Genomic DNA, 22,826 nt, shown 5'->3' with positions numbered 1-22,826 from the left:
CCAGATGCCGGCGAACACGGCGACCAGCCCGATCAGTAGATTTGGCGTGATCGGCTCGCCGATCAGCAGCGCGGCGAGCAAGGTGGCGGCGATCGGATTGACCGTCATCGTATTGGCGACCCGGGTCGGCGTCGCGCGCGCCAGCGCCATGACCCAGAGGATGAAGGCGAGCGCACCGCCGCCGATGCCGAGATAGATGCCGGCAATCCACTGCGCCGTCGTGAACTGCCCCAGCGCTGCAAAGCTGCCCTTCACGATACCCGCAAGCACCAGCACGGCGGCGCCTGCTCCCATGCCGACCGTGAGAAAGCCGAGCGGGCTGGAGCGCTGCATCAGCGGGCGCGACAGCACGTTGTAGAACGCCATGCAGAACACGGCACCGGTCATGATCAGCTCGCCGCGCCAGGCCTCGGGCGGGCTTTGCGCCAGGCCCGCGGCCAGTGCCGCCGCCACGCCGAGCACCGCGATGCCGACGCCGGTGATCTTGCGCGCCGTCAGCCGCTCGACGCCGAGGATGGCGCCGACCACCATGGTGTGGAGCGGCAGCGTCGCCAGCGCGAGACTGGCGCGCGCGGCGGTCGTGTAGGACACCGCGATGTTGTAGAGGATGAAGAACACGCCGAAAAAGCAGATGCCGAGCAGCGCCACGGCCGGCCAGTCGGACCGCTGCGGCCAGCGCACGCCGAGCAGAAGCGCGCACGGCAGCAGGCAGAGAAAGCCGATCCCCCAGCGCAGGATCGCGAGCAGGATCGGATCGGCGCCGCCGACCAGATAGCGGGTGATCGCCGCGGCAGTGCCGCCAAGGCTGCTCGACGCCAGCGCGATCGCAACCCCGGCCCACTCACCCACAATCGTCTCCCGTTGCGGAGCTTGCTGAGGGCGCTAGCACGCCCCTGCTGCCACCGTAGTGGCAACAGGGGCGTCGCGGGAAGCTAGTCGTAAAACTCGGGCGACATCTTCTGGCTGTCGCGCTGGATCTTGTCGTGGTTGATCCAGAGTTGCGCCTTCTCCTTGCCGAGCGTGTCGGCGATCTTCTGCATCGAGGCCGCGCTCTGGTCCTTGTTGGCGTTCATGCTCGGCACACGGCGGTTGTCCCAATTGTCTTTGAAGTGCACCGCATCGCCCGACAGCACGACGGCGCCGGTCTTCGGCAGCTTCACCAGCAGCGATTGGTGTCCCGGCGTATGGCCGGGCGTCGACAGGATGGTCACGCTGCCGTCGCCGAACACGTCCTTGTCGCCCGCAAGCAGCTCGACCGGATGCGACGGCTTGAAGCGCGGCTCGTTGTTGGCGCCGGGCCAGTCATACTCGGCCTTCTGCACATAGAGCATGGCCTGCGGGAACAGCTCGACATTGCCGGTATGGTCGGGATGGGTGTGCGAGACGGCCATCATCTTGACGTCACCGGGCTTGAGGCCGAGCTGTTCGAGCTGCGCGGCAAGCGTCTTCGGCCGGCGCCAGGTCACGGCTTTGGGATCGGCGGGCGCAAGGCCATTCGGCATCGCGGCGACTGCGTCGGCGATGCCGGTATCCCACAGGAACCAGCCCTTGGCGTGCTTCACGAGATAGCAGCTGTCGACGAAGTCCATCGTCTTGCCCTCATTGAGACCGGGCGTCCAGCGCGAGATGTCGCCGGCGGTGCCCTCGCCGCAATTGAGCACGTAGAGTTTTTCGACACCGGTCTTTTCGGACTGCGCGAGCACCGCATGACCGGACAGAACGAGTGCAGCGACAACGACGGCGAGCTTGATCTTTTTGATCTTTGGCATCATTCGTTCCTCCCTTGCAGCCAGGTCGGCTGTCTTGTCGGCTGTGACCGAGGATCAACCCTGGTCCGTTCGCAGAATTCCCGCAGACCGCTTCAGTGCGGGCAGGTCTCGACCTCGACGGTGACGTGGCTGAGCCCCTTCAGTCCGGCGAGCCGCTTCTTGTAGACCGCCGGCTGCTTCGGCTGGTCCGACACCACCGACACCAGCACGGCGCAATGGCCGGGGCCGACCTGCCAGAGATGCAAATCCGTGACGCGGTCGTCGCCGATCTCCATGCGCGCCCGGATCACACGCTCGAGCTTCTCGTCGGCGCGCACGTCAAGCAGCACCGCGCCCGATGTCTTGATCAGGCCGAACGCCCAGCTCGCGATCACAGCGCTGCCGATCAGGCCGACCGCCGGATCGGCCCAGGCCCATCCCGAATACATGGCGACGACGAGCGCGGCGATCGCCAGCACCGAGGTCGCTGCGTCCGCCATGACGTGGACATAGGCAGCACGGAGATTGTTGTCGTGGTGGTGGTGATCATGGTCATGATCATCGTGATCATCATGCGCATGGCCATGATGGTGATGACCATGGTTGTCGCGGAGCAGCCAGGCACTGGCGAGGTTGACGCACAGGCCGAGGGCAGCGACCACGATCGCCTCGCCATAGACGATCGGCACCGGATTGATCAGCCGCAGCACGCTCTCATAGGCGATCTCGACCGCGATCAGGCCGAGGATGATCGCGCTGGCGAAGGCGGCAAGATCGCCGAATTTGCCGGTGCCGAAGCTGAAATGCGAGCTCCCCAGGTGCCGCCGTGCAAAGCGATACGCGAACGCGGCAATCCCTAGCGCTGCCGCATGCGTGCCCATGTGCCAGCCGTCGGCGAGCAGTGCCATCGAGCCGAACAGCGAGCCGGCGACGATCTCGCCGACCATCATGACCAGCGTCAGGATGACGACGAGCCAGGTGCGTCGCTCGTTCTCGTCGTGCTTCTCGCCCAGGAAGGCGTGGTCATGGGTCCATTGTTCGACGGAATGGGAATGCATCGCAAAGTCTCCGAAAGGCCCGGGCCGTTAACCCCTATATAGACCTGCGAGTCTTCTGGGCAAAATCGCCGGAATGAGCCGATTGACAGGTAGGTGCCGTTTCGGTGTAATGAACGCCATGGGGATTTGAGCGATCTCCCCACGAGGCGACATGCCCAAGTATCGCGTCCCGTTGTTTTTCACGAGGGCGCATCATGTCTTCCTACACGACGATATCATCTGACAAGCTGGCACGGTTGATCGGCACGGCAAACGCCCCTGCCCTGATCGACGTGCGCACCGACGAGGATTTTGCCGCCGACCGGCGGTTGATCCCAGGTTCGATCAAGCTCAGCCACGACAATGTTCCGGAATGGGGTGCCGAATTCGCCGGCCGCACCGCCATCGTCTCCTGCCTGCGCGGCGCAAAGCTGGCGCAGGGCACGGCGGCCTGGCTTAGGCAGCTTGGGGTCCAGGCCGAGACGCTGGAAGGCGGATTCGAGGGCTGGAAGGACGCAAAGCTGCCGCTGCTCGATACCCGCAAGCTGCCGCCGCGCGACGCCAAGGGACGCACCGTCTGGGTGACGCGGGCGCGGCCCAAGGTCGACCGCATTGCCTGCCCCTGGCTGATCCGACGCTTCGTCGATCCCAATGCGGTGTTCCTGTTCGTGGCACCGTCCGAAGTGGTCGCCGTCGGCGAACGCTTCAAGGCAGCCCCGTTCGACATCGAGAACGTGTTCTGGAGCCACCGTGGCGAGCTCTGCACCTTCGACGTGATGATCGAGGAGTTCGGGATTGCTGCGCCGGCGCTGCTCCGGCTCGCAACGCTGGTGCGCGGCGCCGACACCGGGCGGCCCGACCTTGCGCCGGAGGCTCCCGGTCTGCTCGCGGCTTCGCTCGGGCTGTCGCGGATGTATGATGACGACCTCGAACAGCTCGAGGCCGGTATGCTGCTCTACGACGCGTTCTATCGCTGGTGCCGCGACGCGACGTCTGAGACCCATAACTGGCCGACCAACAAGGCAAAGGCTTGATGGATACGCGTACGATCGAAACCGGAGCTGATGCCGGTCACGGCGTCAGCTTCAGTGAAGCCTTTCGCGTCTGGCTCCGTGTCGCCTGCCTGAGTTTTGGCGGGCCCGCGGGCCAGATCGCGGTGATGCACCGCATCCTGGTCGAGGAAAAGAAGTGGATCTCGGAAGGCCGCTTCCTCCATGCGCTGAACTACTGCATGCTCTTGCCGGGCCCGGAGGCGCAGCAGCTCGCAACCTATATCGGCTGGCTGATGCATCGCACTGCCGGCGGGCTGATGGCGGGCGGACTGTTCATCCTGCCCGGCATCATCGCCATCATGGGCCTCAGCTACGTCTACGCCGCCTACGGCAATGTCAGCTTCGTCGAGGCGCTGTTCTTCGGCTTGAAAGCCGCCGTGCTCGCCATCGTCGTCGAGGCCGTGGTGCGCGTCGGCAAGCGCGCGCTGAAGAACCGCATCATGATCGCGCTCGCCGCGATGGCCTTCGTCGCGATCTTCTTCTTTGCCGTCCCCTTCCCCATCATCATCATCGCCGCAGGCATCATCGGCTATGCCGGCGCGAGAAGCGGCCGCCCGGAGTTCGCGCCGGCCGGTCATGGTCACGGCGGCAGCAGCGCCTTGATCGACAGCATGCTGGGCGACGCCGTGCCCGATCATGTCCGACCCAACACCGCCCGCACCATTCGCGTCGGCGCGCTGTGGCTTGCGCTCTGGGTGGTGCCGGTGATCGCGCTCGTGCTTGTGCTCGGGCAGGCCAATGTCTTCAGTCACATCGCGCTGTTCTTCTCGAAAATGGCGATGGTCACCTTCGGCGGCGCCTACGCAGTGCTGGCCTATGTCGCCCAGCAGGCGGTCGAGCACTATCACTGGCTCAAGCCGCACGAGATGCTCGACGGCCTCGGCATGGCCGAGACCACGCCGGGTCCGCTGATCATGGTGCTCCAGTTCGTGGGCTTCATGGCCGCCTACCGCGACGCCAGCGGCCTGTCGCCGATGCTTGCGGCCACGCTCGGCGGATTGCTCGCGACCTGGGTCACCTTCACGCCCTGCTTCCTCTGGATCTTTGTCGGTGCTCCCTACATCGAACGGCTGCGCGGCAACACCGGGCTTGCGGGCGCGCTGAGCGCTATCACCGCCGCCGTCGTCGGCGTGATCCTCAACCTCTCGATCTGGTTCGCGCTGCACACGCTGTTCCGCGACACCGTGCCGGTGCATGCGTTTCCGCTGGACTTCGACATGCCGGTGCTGACCAGCATCGACATCCCCGCGCTGCTGCTGTCGATCGCGGCGGCAACTGCGATCTTCCGGTTCAAGCTGGGGATGTTGACGGTGCTGGCCGGCAGTTGCGCGGCGGGCGTGGCGTTGCGGCTGGCGGGGGTGATCTAGGACACCGACTGATTGGTTCGTCACGTCCGGTTTGCCAATGGAAGGCATCGCTAAGCGGTCAGGGTTGAATGGCGACTATGCTCAGGGGCAAGGACCCAAGGACCGACCTTGATGAGCAGGCGTTTGGCCTAGAGGCCACGCGCGCTCGAAACACCGCAGCGACCCGCAGCAGGATCTTTTGGACCAACCGAGCGCTTTCCAAATGTTGAGCGAAGGTGTCGGAACGAGGTGCCGCCGGACGTCTTCCCAGATATCGGCCCCAACCAGAGGTCATGCAATGGATAGTTCCATCCTGAAGCCTGCTTCGGAGCTTGCTGGTACGAACAAGGCTCATTTTCCCAACGAAAGCGTCGATTATCGCCGCGCCCGGCAAGACCTCCTGACGAAGGAGATCGAGCTGCGTCGTCAGATCGAGCGCGTCGCTGAACTGCGCCGGGCGCTTCCGCCCGGCGGCGAGGTGAAGAAAAACTACGTGTTTGAAGGCGAGAATGGCGAAGTGAATTTCGCCGATTTGTTCGAGGGCAAGCAGACGCTCGCGGTCTACAGCTACATGTTCGGGCCGCAGCGGCAGACGCCCTGCCCGATGTGCACCTCATTCATGAGCACATGGGAGCACAAATTACCCGACATCGAGCAGCGTATCGGGTTCGTCTTCATCGCGCGGTCGCCGATCGCCAGGTTGATCGAGGCAAAGAAGGCGCGCGGCTGGACGCGGCACAAGGTCTTCTCTGACATCTCCGGCGATTACACGCGCGACTATGTCAGCGCCGAGGATGCCGACGTGCCCGGCTACAGCGTGTTCACGCAGCGCGACGGCACGATCCGACATTTTTGGTCCGGCGAGATGAGCGGCACGATGGCCGACCCCCAACAGGATCCGCGCGGCGCGCCCGACTTCGATCCGCTCTGGACCATCCTCGATACCACGCCAGAAGGCCGCGGCACCGACTGGTACCCAAAGCTCGCTTACTGAGCCTCCTGCCGTCAGTGATAGTGATAATGCGCGCGCGGCTTCGCTAGTAGGTTGCAATGCCATCCGCGCGAAAGCGATGCCTGTGATCCTGACGAACCGGGACGAGGTCGAGACGTGCATGACCGCGCATGGGATGAGACCAAGGGCCTACAAATGCCAAAGCTGCGTTGTTGATCGTAGCTCGACCGGCATCCCGCTAAGCGTGACCCTCGCCGTCATTTTCGACGGAGCCGCCTTTCGGCGCTTTGTGAGGCATATCCCATCCAAAGTAGACTTCCACCCGAACGATCTTGTCTCCGCGAGCGGTGGTTACCTCACAATTACGAAACCTGTGCCCCCCTGCGGCAGCTGCCTCATAGACGATGACTGCTCGGCTTCCATCCTCGGTCGCGATGACTTCATCGAACGAATTGGTCTTCTCGCTGTTGGGCCAGCAACGGCGCAGATAAGTCGCACGATCCAACTCATTGTCGATTGGACTTGAGAAGTGATAGTCGTCCGCAAGAAGCGCTTCGATCGCTGTCCGATCCTTATCGACGTATGCCTTTAACCTGGCACGTGCCAGATCGAGCGTGCTTTTCGTCATGCCGTTTTTCCTTTTAGAGTTCGACCGAACGTAAGGCCGACCGCGACTCCTCAACAAAGAGCTCGGGGCCTCAAGCTGGGCGAAAGCGCCCTCCCTTGCTGGCGTCATGCCACGATAGAAGCGACATCAGATAATTTGAGCCTTAACAACCTTCGGTAAAAATCGTTCCGGGCTCGCGCTGCACGCGCTTGGCCAGAATTCCATGAGGAATTTCGAGGTTTCCGTTGAATGTCCGTCCAGGGGCCCAAGCCGTCGATGATGACCGCGCCGGCGGACTTACTCTCTGTCCTCCAAAGCTGCCGTCTCAACTCTTTGGGCGAAGCCGTCATCCTCGCCTGCCCGTGCCCGTCGGGCAAAACAGCGACGACCACTTCCGCCACATCGCCCGTCAAGCCCACCTCGTAAAATATTCCACTTTACCGAAATTCGGATTTGACGTATAAGCGACACACCCTGGCCCGAGACAAGGGGCGGATCGCGATCGTCACGAACCGCGGGCTGGGCAGCGATGGACGCGACGGCTTCGGGCACGATAGGCATTGCAGGGCGGCTTCGGCTGTGAGCAATGGCCTTCGTGCCTGCGACACGATGCCGAAAGCGTCTTCGCATGGCTTCGGGTGTGAGCACACGCCAGCACTCGAAGTCCCAGCGAGGACGTGCGCGGACGAACAAGTCGTGTGGTCCTGACGCCCGGGGTCTGTGCGTCAAGTCCTGCGGTGATGTGGCGGCCCGACCGGGCACGTGCATCAGTTATCCGCAAGGCGACGGGGGCAATAGTGCATCGCTCCCCGGGGAGAGCACGAAGGACACGTTAAAACCATCGTGCAGGGAAGGCCGGGCGATCGGCGAACCTGTGGTCCACCCCGTGTGTATTTCGATCGCGCACGGACCTGCGGGTGCCAGCCGGCGCCCGGCCTTCCCTGCGCCCTTGTCTCAATGAGGGCGATGCGACGACGCAAGACTCGGGCGGAACGCGCCGCGAGATCGCGAACTCTCGTCCGCCGTTTGAAACGTGCATCGGCGCGACGGCTAATCTTGCCCCACTCTCGCTGTCGTCGCCCGGCTTGACCGGGCGACCCGGTAGCCCGAGACAGTCGAGATTTGAGAAGAGATGCCGCGGCGTACTGAATGCCCCGGTCGAGCCTGGGCATGACAGGCTAGCGCTATCGCATCAGTTCCAAGGTGGAAAGATTGGAACGGGGAGAATTCGCCCCGGTTAGCTCTCACTGCCGAAGAAATCCGCTTTTGGATGAGCCATGACCGATCTATCTATCGATGCGCGGCTGCTTGCCCCTGACAATGACCGGCACGGCGCCAATCTCACGGTCGTCGCTGTCGCGGCGGCAATTCTTCTGGCGGGCGCAGCGGCCTTGTCAGGCACGATTTCGTGGCAACAGGGATTGTTGTTTCTTCTCGGAGGCGCACTTGGCCTGACGCTGTACCATGCGCTGTTCGGGTTCACCTCGGCTTGGCGCGTCTTCATTGTCGCACGACGAGGCGCCGGCCTTCGCGCCCAAATGGTCATGCTTGCGCTGGCAACCGCCCTCTTCTTCCCAGCCCTGGCGCAAGGCACGCTGTTCGGCGTCGCCGTGCGTGGCGAGCTCGGCGCGGTGGGCGCGGGCATGCTCACCGGGGCATTCCTGTTCGGCCTTGGAATGCAGCTTGGCGGCGGCTGCGCGTCGGGAACGCTTTATACCGCCGGCGGCGGCAACACCCGCATGCTGGTGACACTGGCGGCCTTCATCGCCGGATCGACGCTCGGTGCATTGCATCTGCCGTGGTGGAGCGCGCTGCCGAACATCGGCGCCGTCTCGTTGATCGAACGGCTCGGATGGCTGCCGGCGCTCGTGCTCTGCTGGGCTGTTATGGCTGCAATTTATCTCATCACCCTCAGGGCCGAGATCGGCCGCCACGGCGAACTCGAGCCGGGAGCGCGGACGAAGCTCCGCGGCGCGCGCCGCTTCATGCAGGGGCCATGGCCGCTGCTGTGGGGCGCGATCCTGCTCGCGATCGGAAATTTCGCCACGCTGTATCTTGCGGGACGTCCCTGGGGCATCACCTCCGCTTTCGCGCTCTGGGGATCGAAGATCCTGATGAGCCTCGGCGTCGACGTCGCGTCATGGCCCTATTGGCAGGGTGCTCGCGCGACCTCGCTGCACCAAAGCGTCTTCGCCGACATCACCTCCGTCATGGATTTCGGCATCATCCTGGGAGCGTTGCTGGCCGCAGGCCTCGCCGGCAAATTCCATCCGACATGGCGCATCTCCGCATCCTCGCTCCTCGCCGCCATCATCGGCGGCCTGCTTCTCGGCTATGGCGCCCGGCTCGCCTATGGCTGCAATATCGGCGCTTATTTCAGCGGGATCGCATCGGGCAGCCTGCATGGCTGGTGCTGGCTGGTGGCGGCTTTCGTCGGCAACATTCTGGGGACACATCTCCGACCGCTGTTCGGCTTGGCTGTCGAGCGGTAGGTTTTCGTCTGCGCGCCGTTTCATCAGACCGCCATGGCTGACGACGATTGAACCTAACGCATCATCATCCGCGCGATCGCCTCGCCAATCACCACGGTCGTGAAATGCGTGTTGGCCCGGCAATCCGATGGCATGATCGAGGCGTCGGCGATGCGCAGGCCGGAGATGCCCTTCACGGTGCCGTCAGGGTTGACCACGCCGTCGGCGCTCTCAAAGCCGGTCATACGACAACTGCCGGCGGCGTGCTGGATATCGCCGGTCTCACGGCGCAGCAGCGCATCCAGTTCATGCTCCGGCAAGGCCGCGGCTTGCGGCAGCGTCAGATCGGTGTCCGCGAGCCGGATCCAGTCGACGATGCCTGATAGCGCCGGCTGGGAGGTGATCACGGCGAGCCGCTTCACCGCATCCTTCATGCGCAGCATGTCGCGGGGATCGGCCAGCATGTTTTCCTCGACGACAGGATCAATCGCGGGGTCGGTCGAGGCCAGCTTGAGCGAACCACGCGAATACGCGTTGAACAGCCCGGCGCCGATCGCGCCCGGCACGCCGATGCCGCGGTGATTGAAGGCGATCAGGATCATGTCCCGCTTGCCGCCCTCGGCGAGGCCCGACGAATAGGTCACGCAGCAATTGGTATGGCGGGTGTCCGGATCGGTCGGCCGCAGATTTTCGTGGAGCTGGATCGTGGCGCGAAACAGCGGATGGTCAAAGAAGTGCCGGCCGACCGGCAAGTCCCGCTCGACCGCAATCCCCATCGCCTTCAGCTCCTCCGCAGGTCCGATGCCCGAGCGCAGCAGGATCGCCGGACTGTGGATGGCGCCGGCGCACAGCACGATCTGGCGCGCGCTGATGTCGCTGGTCCCCTGCCCTTCGATGTGGACGCGGAGGCCGGTTGCCCGGCCGTCGCTGATCAGCACGCGGTCGACCAGCGCATGCCCGCGAATTTCCAGATTGGCGCGGCCCCGCGCGGGCTCCAGATAACCCTCGTTGGTGGTGATGCGGCGGCTGTCGCGGCTGTTGATGGGATAGCAGGCGACGCCCTCGCCGTCAGGCCCGTTGACGTCAGCGCACCAGGGATAGCCGCTGGCCAACGCCGCATCGCGCAAGCCGCGGTCGATCGGCCCCCATTTTTCCGCCGGCGCGCGATACACCGGCAGCGGTCCACCGCGGCCGTGGCCGGCGGCGTCGCCGAAGTCCAGATCATCCTCGATCACCGAGAACAACGGCATCACGTCCGTGGCCGACCAGCCGGTGCAGCCATTGGCGGCCCACTCGTCGAACGCAGCAGCGACGCCGCGGATGGCGATCTGGCCATTCATCATCGACGAGCCGCCGAGCCCCTTGCCGCGCCAGTAGAAGCGCGGCTCCTGGCCGGCCACACGGCGCGTCAGAAGATCCGGCCATTGCCACTTCTCCTGGTACTCGCGCTTGTGGATGATCGGGATGGGATTTGGCGTCATCACCTCCCAGGGCGCCTCGTCGGCGCGCCAGTCCAGACCCGCCTCCAACAGCAGGACGCGCCGTGCGGGATCCTCCGAGAGCCGCGCCGAAACAGCGGCGCCGGCCGAGCCCCCGCCGACAACAATGACATCGTACATCGCGTTACTTCTCAACGTTCCAGAACACCGGGATGGCGGACGGTATCAGACCGCGCGCACCGGCGGAACCAGACTGTCGCCCGACTACCCGATCCCCCTGCCGAACTTGTTCGACTTCGGGAATCCCTTCGGCGGCAGACGGCCGGCGTCCGCGCGAGAGCCTTTCCACTCGGCGAGCTCCTTCATGGTCGCGGAGAATTCGCGGCCGGCGGAGTCCTTCCAGGTCAGGCCCGTCTTGGCGTCGAACACTGCAATGTCGGAGAGGCCGCCGTCCTTGTACTTCTGCAGACGCACACCGCGGCCACGCGCCATCTCCGGCACCTGGTCGAGCGGGAACACCAGCATCTTGCGGTTCTCGCCGATGACCGCGACGGTGTCGCCGATCACCTCGGTGACTGTGCGCGCCTCGTTCGGCATGTCGACGTTGAGGACCTGCTTGCCCTTCTTGGTGGTGCCGACGCAATCGTCCTCGCTGACGACGAACCCTTGGCCCTCGTGGCTCGCGACCAGGAATCTGCGTCCGCCCTTGTTGACGAACAGCGTGACCGGCGCGGCCTCCGGCTCGAGATCGATGAACTGGCGGATCGGCTCGCCATGACCGCGGCCGCCCGGAAGTTTTGCGACATCGAGCGAGTAGAATTTTCCGTTGGTGGCGAACAGCAGCAGCTTCGAGGTCGTTTCCGCGAAGAACGCGAATCCGAGCTTGTCGTCCTGCTTGAAGGCCAGCCCCGAGAGATCCTCGACATGGCCCTTGAGAGTGCGGATCCAGCCCTTGTCGGAGACCACCACCGTCACCGGCTCGCGCTCGACAAGGGCCTCCTCGATCGCAGCGAGATCATGCTCTGGCGCGTCGGCAAAGGTGGTGCGGCGCTTGCCGAGCGGGGTCTTCGGTCCGAACATGTCGCGAACCTTGCCGACCTGCTCGCCGACTTTCTTCCACTGCTCGGGTTCGGACGCCAGCAGTCCCTCGATGCCCTTCAGCTCCTTGCGAAGATCCTTGTCCTCGCCGCGGATCTCCATCTCCTCGAGCTTGCGCAGGCTTCGGAGCCGCATGTTGAGGATGGCTTCGGCCTGCACCTCGGTGAGCTTGAACGCCTTGATCAGCGCCGGCTTCGGCTCGTCCTCATTGCGGATGATCCTGATCACCTCGTCGATGTTCAGATAGGCAATCAGCAAGCCGCCGAGGATCTCCAGCCGGCGCTCGATCTCGGCCTTGCGATGGTTGGTGCGACGGATCAGCACGTCGCGCAGATGGTCGAGCCATTCGCGCAAGCACTCCGCGAGCCCCACGACTTTGGGAATGCGGCCCTTGATCAGCACGTTGAGGTTCAGCGGAATCTTGTTTTCGAGCTCGGTCAGCCGGAACAGCGATTCCATCATCAGCGCGGGATCGACGTTCTTCGATTTCGGCTCGATCACGATGCGAACGTCTTCGGCCGACTCGTCCCTGATATCGCCGACCAGCGGCAGCTTCTTCTGGTCCAGCAGCTCGGCGATCTTCTCGATCAGCCGGGACTTCTGCACCAGAAAGGGTATCTCGGTGACGACGACGACCCAGGTGCCGCGCGCGCCCTCTTCCTGCTCCCATCGGGAGCGGACGCGAAACGAACCGCGACCGGTGGTGTAGGCTTCAGCGATCGCCTGCTTGGAATCGACGCAGATGCCGCCGGTTGGAAAGTCCGGACCCTTGACCCATTTCAGCAAGGCCTTCGACTTCGCGTCGGGCTTCTCGATCAGATGCAGCGCGGCGTCGCAGAGCTCGGCGGCGTTGTGCGGCGGGATCGAGGTCGCCATGCCGACTGCGATACCTTGCGCGCCATTGGCGAGCAGATTCGGGAAGCCGCCGGGCAGCACGATCGGCTCTTTCGACTGGCCGTCGTAATTGGGGCGGAATTCGACCCCGTCCTCATCGATTCCGTCGAGCAGAAGCCGCGCGACGTCGGTCATGCGCGCTTCGGTGTAGCGATAGGCGGCGGGATTATCGCCGTCGATATTGCCGAAATTGCCCTGGCCGTCGACCAGCGGGTAGCGCGAGGAGAAGTCCTGCGCCAGGCGCACCATGGCGTCGTAGATCGCCTGGTCGCCATGCGGATGGAACGAGCCCATCACGTCGCCGACGATTTTGGCGGACTTCTTGAATGCCGTGCCCGGGTCGAGCCGGAGCAGCCGCATGCCATACAGGATGCGCCGGTGTACCGGCTTCAGGCCGTCGCGCGCATCCGGCAGCGCGCGGTGCATGATGGTGGAGAGCGCGTAGGCGAGATAGCGCTCTTCCAACGCCTCACGCAGCGGCACCTCGTGAATTTCGGCCGGTTCCTCCGGCGGAATCAATCGTTTTCCCATGCCGCCCGGTTAAACCGTGGAAGCGAATCGGGCAAGGATCGATTGGTTCCCTGTGGCGGCCTACTGGCCGGCCCAGCCTGCGGTGAAGGTCTGGGTGGGTGGCGCGGCTTTAGCCTGCGTGGTGGCCGGGGCATTGGTCAGGCACCGCCGCGCGGTGTCGATCTCGGCCTCCGTCGCGCCTTTGGACCGTGCCCATGCCTCTGCGGCTGCAGCGGAATATTTAGCCACATAGAATCTGACGACGGTACAGGAAGCACGTCGAAAGACGCCCGGCTGCTCACCCGCGAGGGCGTCCGGCGCCAGCGCAATCAGCGCTGCCGATATCACAAGTCCCTTGATCAGCATGAGGCTATCCCCGGTTGGAACCCAAAATGGCAAGTCCGGGGAACCGAGTTTTGTTCCAGCAAGGGCTGGTCCACTGAGGCAACGCAGAGCCGCGCCAAGCTCATGGCGCGGGAATGGCGGCCTTTGCCTGCTGTCGCGTCAGCGCGTTGATGAAGCCTGCCCGCGCATCGGAATGGCCTTGCCCGCGTGGTTCCAGCACGTGGCGCAGCAGGAACAGGCCGGTCAGTCGAAAGCCGTCCTGGAGGTCCTGATCGGTGAGGTCGCCCTGCACCTCGCTTTGGCGCAGGAACGGCGGCAGCCGCAACAGGCGGTCGCGCCACGGCTCGCCCGCCCCGCGGGACACCGCGCCGCCGGATTTGGGCGAGACGTAGATCAGGTCGGTCGTCTCTCCTGTCACCGCGCAGTTTTCCAGCGCCAGCCCGAAGCCGAGTTCGGTGAGCATTGCCAGTTCGAAATGGATCACGTGCACGGCCGCGCTGCCGATGTCGTCGAAATCCTCAAGCGAATGTTCGAGCAGCGCCAGGAGGTTTTCGTGCGGATCGCGCTCCGGCAGCAACCGCGCGATCGAGGCGAGATGGGTGATGCCGTAGACGCCGTGGGATGATCCCAGCAGCGTCGCCGCCCGCAGTTTGAGGCCCTCGATGGCATAGGTGCCGAGATGCTCGTCGAGCCGCGCCCGCCATACCACGCGGAGGCTGTTGCCGGGCTGCAGCAACGGACGCATCCGAGAGCCGGCGCCGCCGCGGACGAGACCGAGATGGCGGCCGTGGGCACGGGTTAGCAACTCGACGATGGCGCTGCTCTCGCCATGCCGCCGCACCCCCAGCACGATGCCTTCGTCGGTCCATTCCATCGGTGAAGTCTAGCGGATTCCGGTCTTCAATCGTAGGGCGGATTGGCCGAAGGCCTAATCGGCCAATCGCGGGGGCACGCCTGGAAGGTGAATTGCGCGCCGCCAATCCACCCGACACGGCCTCACGCGTTGAACCAGCCCTGCGCGTCGCCGCGGAACGAGAAATACAATCCCATCGCGGTCAGCACGCAGGAGACGATCTCGATGGCGCTGTCGAGTTCCATGCCTTTCTCGCCGATGATCTGGCCGAGCGAGATCACCGACAGCACGAGCGCTGCCGCCAGCACCCAGCGCGGCCAGTTCTTGCGCCCGTGCGCGGCCAGCCGGACGAAATACACCAGCAGCAGGATCATGCCGCCGGCGAGCAGCGACGACGTCATGATCATCTGTTCGGTCATCTCGGCAGTCGGCGTGCGGTCCTGCACCGCCACCGACAAGGCATCCAGCATCAACGATGCATAGAGCAACGCTTCGAAGCGCCGTACGTTGCTGGGTACGCTCATCGTCGACCGATCTTTTCTTGGTTATTCTTTGGGAAATTCCAGGCCCATCTCGCGGTAGCGATCGGGATCGTCGCTCCAGTTCTCGCGCACCTTGACGAACAGGAACAGGTGCACCGGCACGCCCAGGATCTCGCCGATCTCCTTGCGCGAGTCCGCGCCGATCGACTTGATGGTGGCGCCACCGGCGCCGAGCACGATCTTGCGCTGGCTTTCGCGCTCGACGAAAATCGTCTGCTCGATGCGCACCGACTTGTCCTTGCGTTCTTCCCACTTGTCGGTCTCGACGGTGGACTGGTAGGGCAGTTCCTGGTGCAGTTTGCGAAAGATCTTCTCGCGCGTGATCTCGGCCGCGAGCTGCCGCATCGGCGCGTCCGACATCTGGTCTTCGGGATAGAGGAACGGCCCCGGCGGTACGATCTCGGACAGTGTACGCCTGAGGTCATCGACGCCGTCGCCGGAGATCGCCGCGATCATGAACGTCTTTGCGAAGGCCATGCGCTCGTTGGCAGCCTGCGCCAGCGCCAGCAGCTTCTCGCGCTGGACCAGGTCGACTTTGTTGATGACCAAAATCTTCTCGTGCTTGACGCTGGCGACCTTGGTGAGGATTGCCTCCGCTTCCTCGTCGATGCCGGCCTTGGCATCCAGCAGCACGCAGACGAGGTCGGCGTCATGCGCGCCGCTCCAGGCGGTCGAGACCATGGCGCGGTCGAGCCGGCGCTTGGGCAGGAAGATTCCGGGCGTATCGACCAGGATGATCTGCGCGTTGTTCTCGATCACGATGCCGCGGATCAGCGCGCGCGTGGTCTGCACCTTACGCGAGACGATCGTGACCTTGGCCCCGACCAGCGCATTGACCAGCGTGGATTTGCCGACATTCGGCGCGCCGATCAGCGCGACGAAGCCGCAGCGCGTGGCAGTGGGCGCCTCGCCGCTTGCTTCAACCATCATTGCCGCCGCCAACGCCTTCACGTTCGATCATCACTGAAGCTGCCACTTTCTCTGCCGCGCGCTTGCTGCCGCCGATGCCTTCCGCCGGTGCCAGCCCCGGCAGGTCGACCGCGACGCGGAATTGCGGATCGTGATGCGGGCCGGTGCGCTCGACCTCGCGATAAACCGGCGTCGGCAATCCCTTGCCCTGTGCCCATTCCTGGAGAACGGTCTTGGGATCGCGCAAGGGACGTCGCGGCTTGTGCATGCGCTCGGTCCAGTTGCGCTTGACGAAATCGGCCGCTGCCGCGTAGCCGCCGTCTAGGAACACGGCGCCGATCACGGCCTCGCAGATGTCGCCGAGCACGCTCTTGCGCAGGCGCGCGTCGGCGCTGGAGCCGACCGAGCCGAGCTTGATGTCGTCGAGCAGACCGAGCGACTTGGCGACATCGGCGCAGCTCTCCTTGCGCACCAGTTCGGCAAGTCGCTTGGACAGCTCGCCTTCGTCGGCGTTCGGGAAGGCGTGATAGAGCATGTCGGAGACGACGAGCCCGAGCACATGGTCGCCGAGGAATTCCAGTCGCTGATAGCTGTCGCCGCGCTTGCGCCCGGACTTCAGCGCGGAGACATGCGTGACGCCCTGCATCAAGAGGTTCGGATCGGCAAAGCTGTAGCCGATGCGTGCCTCGAGCCCCGCATTCGCATCCGAGCCCCTGACCTTGCTGCTCCGCACCCGCTTCTTCTTTGCGGGCGTCTTGATCTCAGGCGTCTTGACCTCAAGGGTCTTGGTATCAAGAGTCTTGGTCGCAGCTTCGCCGTCGGGGCCCGCTTGCGCCTCGGTCGGTAGGATCGCGATGTCCTTGGCTTCGTCTTTCATCGGACGATTTTGAAGAAGCGATTCCAGCGCACCGCCCAGGGCCAGCGCCAGAACATCCAGGCATGCTCGCCTTCGGCGATCGAGAAGAAGATCATCTGGGCGCGCCCGATCAAATTCTCCTGCGGCACGTAGCCGACCTGGCCGAGGAAGCGACTGTCGGTGGAGTTGTCGCGGTTGTCGCCCATCATGAAGAAGTGGCCGGTCGGCACGGTGTAGACGTTGGTGTTGTCGACGTAGCCGTTGTCGGCGCAGTCCAGCGTCTCGTAGGACACGCCATTCGGGAGCGTTTCCTTCCAGCGCTTCACCCGGGAGACGCCGCTGCCTTCGGCGCCGCAGGGGTCCTCGCCGACAAATTCGCTCATGCGCTGCCGCTCGACCGGCGTGTCGTTGATGTAGAGCAGCCCGTCCCGCATCTGGATGCGGTCGCCGGGCAGGCCGATCACGCGCTTGATGTAGTCGGTGGAATCGTCCTTCGGCAGGCGGAATACGACGATGTCGCCGCGGTTCGGGTCCGAGCCCCAGATCCGCCCCGAGAACAGCGGCGGCGAGAACGGGATCGAGTAGTGGCTGTAGCCGTAGGAATATTTCGAGACGAACAGATAGTCGCCGACCAGCAGTGTCGCCTTCATCGAGCCGGATGGGATGTTGAACGGCTGAAACAGGAAGGTGCGGATCACCAGAGCGATCAGGAGAGCGTGGATCACGACCCGGATCGTTTCGCCGATGCCGCTCTCGGTTTTCGTTCCTGAAGTCACGCTCATTGCTCTCTCAATTCCGGCGGGCGGTCACAGCGCGCCCTCCTCCCGCGAACAGCCCATCGCTCGCGGCCCAAGGAGATTGTCCTGATTCTGATAATGAGGGCCAATTCCGGCGTAAAGCCGAATTCGCCCAGCCTGATTTGCGTCCGCGGACTTTTAGACGGTTGTCGGAGGCCACGCAATCAAGGATCGCGTCAAAACTGCATAAGCGCTTGATTTTGAATGCGAATTATAAAATTATCGGAGCACCGTCAGGGTTTGGCCAGCGGCACGGCCGAAATGATGACGAAGGCCTGTGCCAGCGGCCAGTCATCGGTGATCGACAGGTCGATCTGCGCCGCGAACCCTTCGGGCGTCAGGGCCTGGAGCCGGGCCAGCGCCCCGCCCGTCAATTGCATGGTTGGCCGCCCTCCCGGCAGGTTGACCACCCCCATGTCGCGCCACCACACGCCGCGCCTGATGCCGGTGCCGAGTGCCTTGGAGCAGGCCTCCTTGGCGGCGAAGCGCTTGGCGTAGGTTGCCACCACCATCTTCTCGTTCTTGGCGCGCCGCTCCGCCTTGGCCCGCTCGGCCGCGGTGAAGATGCGGTCGAGGAAGCGCTCGCCATGGCGGTCGATCACCTTGCCGACCCGGGTGATGTCGATCAGATCGGAGCCGATGCCGATGATCATGCCCGGCTCCGGCCGCGGTCCATCGCCGCGCGCATGCTGCGAACCGTCTCGGCGAGACCGACGAACAGGGCTTCGCCGATCATGTAGTAGCCGATGTTGAGTTCCATGATGTCCGGCAAGCCGGCGATCGTCTCCGCTGTCGCGTAGTCCAGCCCGTGTCCGGCGTGAACCTCCAGCCCTGCTTCTTTCGCCAGCTTCGCCCCTGCCACGATCCGCCGCCATTCGGCCTCGGCCTTGTCGGCGTGACCCTCGACGACGGCGTCGCACCAGGCGCCGGTGTGGATCTCGATCACGGGTGCGCGCAGCCGCGCCGCCGTCTCGATCTGGGCGGGATCGGCCGCGATGAACAGCGACACCCGGATGCCGGCATCGTTCAGCCGCGCGATATAAGGCGCCAGCGCATTGTGCTGGCCGACGACGTCGAGCCCGCCTTCGGTCGTCACCTCCTGGCGCCGCTCCGGCACGAGGCACACCGCATGCGGCCTGGTGGCGAGCGAAATACGCATCATGTCCTCGGTCGCCGCCATCTCGAAATTAAGCGGCTTGGAGATCTCGGCTTTCAGCCGCGCCATGTCCTCGTCGCGGATGTGCCGGCGATCCTCGCGCAAATGAGCGGTGATGCCGTCGGCGCCGGCCTCGATCGCCAGCAGTGCCGCGCGCACCGGATCGGGATTGCGGCCGCTGCGCGCGTTACGCAGAGTCGCGACATGGTCGACATTGACGCCGAGGCGGAGCGGAGGTGCAGGCATTTCAGGACTCACGGAATCGAGGAATGGACCATGACGGAAGGCGTCTATCCATTAACACGTTCGGCGCGGGCGACGACCGCCTTCGCGCGCAGCTGGGCCAGGATCGCGCTCAAATGCTTGAGATCGTAGACTTCGAGATCGATCGTCGTCTCCGTGAAGTCCGGTGAGCGGCGCTGCATGCTGATGTTGTCGATGTTGCCGTCGTGCTCGGCGATCACGGTCGCGATCTGCGCCAGCGCGCCGGGTTCGTTGACATTCTCGACCTTGATGCGGGCCGGGAAGCGCTGCGGCGCGGAGTCCTCGATGTCCCAGCGCACGTCGAGCCAGCGCTCCGGCTCTTCTTCGAAATCCTTCAGGGCCGGCGCCTGGATTGGGTAGATGGTGATGCCCTCGCCCGGCGTGACGATGCCGACGATGCGGTCGCCGGGCACTGCGCCGCCATTCGGCGCAAACTTCACCGGCAGGTCGGAATTGATGCCGCGGATCGGAATCGCGACCGGGGTGCGCGGCGGTTCGAACGACTTCTCCTTGAGCTTGCCGGCAAGCCCCTTCTTGACGCCGTAGCGCGCGATGCGCTCCTCCTTGTAGTCGGGATACATCGCACGCGCGACGTGGGAGGCCTTGATCTCGCCGCGTCCCACAGCCGCCATGACGTCCTCGATCGAGGTTCGTGCCAGCCGCGGCAGCGCGCCCTTGAGCTTGTCGTCGGCATATTCGATCTTGGCGCGCTCGAACAGGCGCTCGACGATGCGCCGGCCGAGACCGACATATTGATCGCGCACCGCAGTCCTGGTGGCGCGGCGGATTGCGGCGCGCGCCTTGCCGGTGACCGCGAGCGTTTCCCAGGCGGACGGCGGCGCCGCTTGCGCTTCGGAGGTCAGCACCTCGACCTCGTCGCCATTCTGGAGCTCCGAGGACAGCGGCGCAAACTGGCCGTTGATCTTGCAGCCCACCGCGCTGTTGCCGACGTCGGTATGCACGGCATAGGCGAAGTCGATCACGTTGGCATGGCGCGGCAGCGCGATCAGCTTGCCCTTTGGGGTGAAGCAGAACACCTGGTCGTGGAACAGCTCGAGCTTGGTGTGCTCGAGGAATTCCTCGGGGTTGGCGCTCTCCGAGAGGATGCCGATGGTGTGGCGCAACCAGGCGAACGCATTGGACTCGCGCTTGAGGAATTCGGTCGGCGAGCCCACGCCTTCCTTGTAGAACACGTGCGCGGCGATGCCGCGCTCGGCGATCTGGTCCATCGCCTCGGTGCGGATTTGCAACTCGACGCGCTGGTTGCCGGGGCCGATCACGGTGGTGTGGATCGAGCGATAGTCGTTCTGCTTCGGCGTCGAGATGTAGTCCTTGAACCGCCCGGGCACCACCGGCCAGTTCGTGTGGACGATGCCGAGCGCGCGGTAGCAGGCCTCGATGTCGTTGACGACGACGCGGAAGCCGAAGATGTCGGACAATTGCTCGAAGCCGACCGACTTGCGCTCCATCTTGGTCCAGATCGAGAATGGCTTCTTGCGGCGGCCATAGACCCGCGCGCCCAAGCCCCGGTGGCGCAGATTGTTGGAGAGCTGGTCTTCGATTTCGCCGATCAGATTGCGGTTGCGCTCGGCCAGCGCATCGAGCCGCTGCATCACCACCGAATAGGCTTCCGGGTCGAGGGTCCGGAACGACAGGTCCTCCAGCTCCTCGCGCATTTCCTGCATGCCCATGCGCCCGGCCAGCGGCGCATAGATATCGAGCGTCTCCTCGGCAATGCGCCGTCGCGATTCCGTCGGCACGAAGTCCAGCGTGCGCATGTTATGCAGGCGATCGGCGAGCTTCACCAGGAGCACGCGGACGTCGTCGGCAATGGCCAGCAACAATTTGCGCAGGTTTTCGGCCTGTTTGGCTTCCCGCGACACCAGCTCCAGCCGCTTCAGCTTGGTCAGCCCTTCGACCAGCGCGCCGATCTCGGGCCCGAAGATCTGGTCGATCTCGGCCCGCGTCGCTTCGGTGTCCTCGATCGTGTCGTGGAGCAGCGCAGCCACGATGGTGGCGTCGTCGAGTTTCAGGTCGGTGAGAATCGCCGCCACTTCGAGCGGATGGGAGAAGTACGGGTCGCCCGAGGCGCGGGTCTGCGAGCCGTGCGCCTTCATGGCGTAGACATAGGCGCGGTTCAGCAGATCTTCGTCGGTGTTGGGATTGTAGGACCTGACGCGCTCGACGAGGTCATATTGACGCATCATGCGTGCGCGAGGCTTCGCCGGGCGCGCCACCGGCGCAGTCGGGGCCACGGCAACCGATTCGGTTGCGGCCTGCATCTGCGTTGGTGTGCGGCGTCGATATACCATGCCGTCCTGCCTTCAAACGGACCACGACAGAGCCCGTGTATACATCTTAGCTCCGATCGCGCGCGTGTCCGATCAATTCAGTGACAGGGACAGGCGCGAACCGACGACGCTATGGTAACCACGAAAACGCCAACAAAAGCAAAGGCCCGAACAACGGTTCGGGCCTTTGATCAGATCACAAAGAAGTCGATGAGCGCGACGGGACGATTTACTCGTCTTCCTCGGGTTGCTCCTCGGGCGGCGCGAGGCCTTCGAGACCCTTCAGGAGCTCTTCTTCCGTCATGCGCTCAACGGCGACTTCGGTATCGTCTGCATCCACGCTTGCACCGGCGGAACCGATCAGCGGCACAGTGTCAGGCTCGGGCTCGTCGACCTCGACGAACTTCTGCAGCGAGTGCACCAGCTCCTCGCGGAGGTCCTCCGGCGAAATGGTGGTCTCAGCAATTTCGCGCAAAGACACAACAGGGTTCTTGTCGTTATCACGGTCAACCGTTAGTTGTGAACCAGACGAAATCATGCGGGCGCGGTGGGCGGCCAGCAGGACCAGGTCAAACCGGTTGTCGACCTTGTCGATACAATCTTCTACGGTGACGCGAGCCATCGACTGTCGCTCCGTTGTGGGTGGGACGAAATATGTGGATGAATGCCGGTAGTTATAGGGACCGGGAGGGTTTCGCAAGGCCAATTTGTGATTTGGCCTCGCCAAACGGCTCTGCTACCCCCACATTGGCGCTGGGATGGGTGGTTACCCGGGCCGCCGGCGAGGGCGGCGCCGGGTATGTGCAAGTTGGCCATAACTATACCTTGATTGCCCCGACTTCTCCGGATTTGCGGTTTCGACGGGTTTCGGCGGGACTTTAGAAGCGCGCGGCTTGCTGTCGCCGCGCCAACAATAAACGATCAATCACGAACTCTACGCGAGCAAACTGAATGTCACCTTCCTCTACCGACAAGATCGCGCTCTTCATCGATGGAGCCAATCTCTACGCGACGGCAAAAACTCTGGGTTTCGACATCGATTACAAGCGCCTGCTGAAGGAGTTTCAGAGCCGCGGGACGCTACTTAGGGCGTTCTACTACACCGCGATCATCGAGGATCAGGAGTACTCCTCGATCCGGCCGCTGATCGACTGGCTCGACTACAACGGCTACACCGTCGTCACCAAGGCGACCAAGGAGTTCATCGACGCCTCCGGCCGCCGCAAGGTCAAGGGCAACATGGACATCGAGCTCGCCGTGAACGCCATGGAGCTCGCCGAGCACATCGACCAGATGGTGCTGTTCTCGGGCGACGGCGACTTCCGCTCTCTGGTCGAGGCCGTTCAGCGCCGCGGCGTGCGGGTCACCGTGATTTCCACGATCGCCAGCCAGCCGCCGATGATCGCCGACGAGCTGCGCCGGCAGGCCGACGTCTTCACCGACCTCGTCGAGCTGCAGTCCAAGCTCGGTCGCGACCCGTCCGAACGCCCCGCCCCGCGTGACCGCGGCGACCGCGAGGCGCGCCACCACGCTCCGCAGTTCCTCCAGCGCGCAACCACGATGGCGCCGGCGAGGGGCGATGACGACTTCGAGGAGTGAGGCGGCCCGGTCAAGCCGCCAGCCTCTCAGCCTCGTCCCCGACCGTGACTGTCCGCTCTG

The 22,826-nt window shown here is 64.2% G+C and carries 21 protein-coding genes; 5 read left to right on the top strand and 16 right to left on the bottom strand.

Features of this window, described 5'->3' with window-relative positions:
- The 3 genes from IVB32_RS10020 to dmeF form a co-directional block, all read right to left on the bottom strand.
- Nucleotides 1-849 (bottom strand): DMT family transporter (locus IVB32_RS10020; protein ID WP_247410274.1); only part of this gene is annotated, 849 nt, incomplete at its 3' end.
- Between the two features lie 83 nt (nt 850-932).
- Nucleotides 933-1,772: an N-acyl homoserine lactonase family protein gene (locus tag IVB32_RS10015; protein WP_085353415.1), complete on the bottom strand. Its 840-nt coding sequence runs from the start codon at nt 1,770-1,772 to the stop codon at nt 933-935.
- 89 nt (nt 1,773-1,861) lie between these two features.
- On the bottom strand, nt 1,862-2,806 hold the full coding sequence (gene dmeF, locus IVB32_RS10010; protein WP_085357530.1) for a CDF family Co(II)/Ni(II) efflux transporter DmeF: 945 nt from the start codon (nt 2,804-2,806) through the stop codon (nt 1,862-1,864).
- Between the two features lie 194 nt (nt 2,807-3,000).
- Between dmeF and IVB32_RS10005 the strand changes: the two genes are divergently transcribed.
- The 3 genes from IVB32_RS10005 to IVB32_RS09995 all read left to right on the top strand — a co-directional run bounded on the left by IVB32_RS10005 (nt 3,001) and on the right by IVB32_RS09995 (nt 6,177).
- Nucleotides 3,001-3,819: a chromate resistance protein ChrB domain-containing protein gene (locus tag IVB32_RS10005; protein WP_026233570.1), complete on the top strand. Its 819-nt coding sequence runs from the start codon at nt 3,001-3,003 to the stop codon at nt 3,817-3,819.
- A complete protein-coding gene (gene chrA, locus IVB32_RS10000; protein WP_247369758.1) occupies nt 3,819-5,204 on the top strand; it encodes a chromate efflux transporter in 1,386 nt (461 codons plus the stop codon). The genes IVB32_RS10005 and chrA overlap by 1 nt, the downstream gene beginning before the upstream one ends.
- Before the next feature lie 277 nt (nt 5,205-5,481).
- On the top strand, nt 5,482-6,177 hold the full coding sequence (locus tag IVB32_RS09995) for a DUF899 family protein (RefSeq protein ID WP_247369756.1): 696 nt from the start codon (nt 5,482-5,484) through the stop codon (nt 6,175-6,177).
- A 196-nt stretch (nt 6,178-6,373) separates the two neighbouring features.
- Here IVB32_RS09995 and IVB32_RS09990 read toward each other — a convergent pair whose 3' ends face one another.
- A complete protein-coding gene (locus IVB32_RS09990; protein ID WP_247298205.1) occupies nt 6,374-6,763 on the bottom strand; it encodes a nuclear transport factor 2 family protein in 390 nt (129 codons plus the stop codon).
- 1,256 nt (nt 6,764-8,019) lie between these two features.
- Here IVB32_RS09990 and IVB32_RS09985 point away from each other — a divergent pair.
- Nucleotides 8,020-9,234, top strand: a complete 1,215-nt coding sequence (locus IVB32_RS09985; protein WP_247369752.1) for a YeeE/YedE family protein — start codon at nt 8,020-8,022, stop codon at nt 9,232-9,234.
- A 53-nt stretch (nt 9,235-9,287) separates the two neighbouring features.
- Here the strand turns inward: IVB32_RS09985 and IVB32_RS09980 are convergent, their stop codons facing one another.
- The 12 genes from IVB32_RS09980 to rpoZ all read right to left on the bottom strand — a co-directional run bounded on the left by IVB32_RS09980 (nt 9,288) and on the right by rpoZ (nt 21,789).
- Nucleotides 9,288-10,832 (bottom strand): GMC family oxidoreductase N-terminal domain-containing protein, encoded by a 1,545-nt coding sequence (locus IVB32_RS09980; RefSeq protein WP_247369750.1) that lies wholly within the window; start codon nt 10,830-10,832, stop codon nt 9,288-9,290.
- A gap of 84 nt (nt 10,833-10,916) precedes the next feature.
- The gene (gene parC / locus IVB32_RS09975; RefSeq protein WP_018458402.1) at nt 10,917-13,175 is read right to left on the bottom strand and encodes a DNA topoisomerase IV subunit A; all 2,259 of its coding nucleotides are present in this window, start codon (nt 13,173-13,175) and stop codon (nt 10,917-10,919) included.
- A gap of 60 nt (nt 13,176-13,235) precedes the next feature.
- Nucleotides 13,236-13,520, bottom strand: coding sequence for a hypothetical protein (locus tag IVB32_RS09970; protein ID WP_018458403.1), 285 nt, complete (start codon nt 13,518-13,520; stop codon nt 13,236-13,238).
- A 100-nt stretch (nt 13,521-13,620) separates the two neighbouring features.
- Nucleotides 13,621-14,373, bottom strand: coding sequence for a DNA repair protein RecO (gene recO / locus IVB32_RS09965; RefSeq protein ID WP_247369748.1), 753 nt, complete (start codon nt 14,371-14,373; stop codon nt 13,621-13,623).
- Between the two features lie 122 nt (nt 14,374-14,495).
- Nucleotides 14,496-14,876 carry a hypothetical protein gene (locus IVB32_RS09960; RefSeq protein WP_018458405.1) on the bottom strand — a complete coding sequence of 127 codons (381 nt, stop codon included), beginning with the start codon at nt 14,874-14,876 and terminating at the stop codon, nt 14,496-14,498.
- Nucleotides 14,877-14,897: 21 nt separating this feature from the next.
- Entirely contained in the window at nt 14,898-15,824 is a 927-nt protein-coding gene (era, locus tag IVB32_RS09955; protein WP_085353425.1) for a GTPase Era, read from the bottom strand.
- Nucleotides 15,814-16,680: a ribonuclease III gene (gene rnc, locus IVB32_RS09950; RefSeq protein ID WP_085353426.1), complete on the bottom strand. Its 867-nt coding sequence runs from the start codon at nt 16,678-16,680 to the stop codon at nt 15,814-15,816. Before rnc ends, era begins: the two co-directional genes overlap by 11 nt.
- Nucleotides 16,677-17,441 carry a signal peptidase I gene (lepB, locus tag IVB32_RS09945; RefSeq protein WP_018458408.1) on the bottom strand — a complete coding sequence of 255 codons (765 nt, stop codon included), beginning with the start codon at nt 17,439-17,441 and terminating at the stop codon, nt 16,677-16,679. The genes rnc and lepB overlap by 4 nt, the downstream gene beginning before the upstream one ends.
- A 248-nt stretch (nt 17,442-17,689) precedes the next feature.
- Nucleotides 17,690-18,109 (bottom strand): holo-ACP synthase, encoded by a 420-nt coding sequence (acpS, locus tag IVB32_RS09940; protein WP_007611179.1) that lies wholly within the window; start codon nt 18,107-18,109, stop codon nt 17,690-17,692.
- A complete protein-coding gene (locus IVB32_RS09935; protein ID WP_026233571.1) occupies nt 18,106-18,858 on the bottom strand; it encodes a pyridoxine 5'-phosphate synthase in 753 nt (250 codons plus the stop codon). Before IVB32_RS09935 ends, acpS begins: the two co-directional genes overlap by 4 nt.
- A 44-nt stretch (nt 18,859-18,902) precedes the next feature.
- Nucleotides 18,903-21,188: a bifunctional (p)ppGpp synthetase/guanosine-3',5'-bis(diphosphate) 3'-pyrophosphohydrolase gene (locus IVB32_RS09930; protein WP_026233572.1), complete on the bottom strand. Its 2,286-nt coding sequence runs from the start codon at nt 21,186-21,188 to the stop codon at nt 18,903-18,905.
- A gap of 208 nt (nt 21,189-21,396) precedes the next feature.
- Nucleotides 21,397-21,789, bottom strand: a complete 393-nt coding sequence (gene rpoZ / locus IVB32_RS09925) for a DNA-directed RNA polymerase subunit omega (RefSeq protein ID WP_007603391.1) — start codon at nt 21,787-21,789, stop codon at nt 21,397-21,399.
- 329 nt (nt 21,790-22,118) lie between these two features.
- On the opposite strand from rpoZ, the gene IVB32_RS09920 reads away from it, so the two are divergent.
- On the top strand, nt 22,119-22,766 hold the full coding sequence (locus IVB32_RS09920; RefSeq protein WP_007603390.1) for an NYN domain-containing protein: 648 nt from the start codon (nt 22,119-22,121) through the stop codon (nt 22,764-22,766).
- Nucleotides 22,767-22,826 lie beyond the last annotated feature (60 nt).

The sequence above is a fragment of the Bradyrhizobium sp. 23 genome (genome assembly GCF_023073295.1).
In the GTDB taxonomy this organism is placed as follows: Bacteria; Pseudomonadota; Alphaproteobacteria; order Rhizobiales; family Xanthobacteraceae; genus Bradyrhizobium; species Bradyrhizobium canariense_D.
Note: the sequence above shows the minus strand (reverse complement) of the source record. Positions and strands in the feature narration are given on the sequence as shown.